This is a genomic window from Bradyrhizobium jicamae (assembly GCF_018130215.1).
GTDB classification, from domain to species: Bacteria; Pseudomonadota; Alphaproteobacteria; order Rhizobiales; family Xanthobacteraceae; genus Bradyrhizobium; species Bradyrhizobium jicamae_A.
Window position 1 is genome coordinate 1 of the sequence record NZ_JAFCKQ010000124.1, and the last position, 1394, is coordinate 1394.

Below are 1394 nucleotides of genomic sequence, written 5' to 3' on the forward strand. Positions count from 1 at the left end.
AACATGACAGAGCCCAAAGCGTGGCCGTCAGTGGTTGGAATGCCCTCGCGAATGAGGTGGACGACAAGTAGGCGGCAAGCAGACCAAGGCAGTCTCGCGCGACGGTTTGCGCGCGACGAGTCCGGCAGCTATGCGATCATCATCGCCTTGCTGATGCCCGTCCTGGCCGGGACGGCAGGCCTCGGTACCGAGGCCGCCTGGTGGTTCTACAAGCACAAGAACATGCTGAGCGCCGCCGATTCCGCGGCCGTCAGCGCGGCGACCGCCGGCACGAATCTCATGACCGAGGCCAACGCGGTCACGACGTTCTACGGCTACGCGAACGGCGTCAACAACGTGACCGTCACGGTGAACCAGCCACCGACCTCGGGAAGCTTCACCACAAGTCTCCAAGCCGTCGAGGTCATCATCACCCAGCCGCAGCCGCGGCTGTTGTCGGCGCTGTTCGGCACCGGGACGGTGCCCGTGACAGCCCGGGCGGTCGCGCTGGGCAATGTCGGCACCGGCTGCGTGCTGGCGCTGGACCCGACCGCCAGCCCGGCCGTGACCGTGAAAGGCAACACCCAGCTCAACCTGATCAATTGCAACCTCTATGACGATTCCAACGCCGGCTCGGCGCTCAATGTCAGCGGCACGGCGACGATATCGGCGAACATGGTCGGCGTCGTCGGCGGCGTGTCCGGCGCGAGCAGCATCACCACCACCAACGGCATCAAGACCGGCATCAGGGCGATGGCCGATCCCTATGCCAATGTCACGCCGACGATGCCGACCTGGTGCGACTATTCGAACAAGTTCAATGTCAAGGGGACGACGACGCTCAGTCCCGGAAGCTATTGCGGCGACATCTCGGTGGCCGCGGGCGCCACGCTGAACCTCAATCCGGGCGTCTACTATTTCAACGGCTCCAACCTGTCGGTCGCCGGCAACGCCACCGTCACGGGATCCGGCGTCACCCTGGTCTTCACCGGCTCGGCCGGCAATTGGGGCTCGGCGACGATCGGCAGCAACGCCAATGTCAGCCTCACGGCGCCGACCAGCGGGGTCACCGCTGGAATCGCAATCTACGGCGACCGGCGGATGCCGGTCGGCACCAGCTTCACCCTGACCGGCGGCGGCACGCAGAACCTGCAGGGTGCGGTCTACCTGCCGGCGGCGGCGCTCAGCTTCAGCGGCGGCAATGGCACGAGCACGACGTGCACGCAGATCATCGCCGACACGGTCTCGATCACCGGAAATTCGAATGTCCAGGTCAATTGCGCGGCCATGGGCGGCAATGCCATCGGTACTTCAACAGCGCAGCTTGTCGAGTAGAGCCGGAGTGGTCAGATGAAAACGGACATGACAGGTGGTGAGTGCCGTCCTCGACGGCGCGGCATGTTTCTCCGTCGCAG

At 65.0% G+C, this 1394-nt stretch carries 1 protein-coding gene; it reads left to right on the forward strand.

Features of this window, described 5'->3' with window-relative positions; genetic code table 11:
* Positions 1-51: 51 nt before the first annotated feature.
* Complete coding sequence (locus tag JQ586_RS40255) at positions 52-1314, forward strand: TadE/TadG family type IV pilus assembly protein (RefSeq protein WP_212400155.1); 1263 nt, start codon at positions 52-54, stop codon at positions 1312-1314.
* The last annotated feature ends 80 nt before the right edge of the window (positions 1315-1394 follow it).

What these genes read in the sequence shown, in the direction of transcription:
- JQ586_RS40255 (WP_212400155.1), top strand. Translation starts at nt 52, where the DNA reads ATGAGGTGGACGACAAGTAGGCGGCAAGCAGACCAAGGCAGTCTCGCG.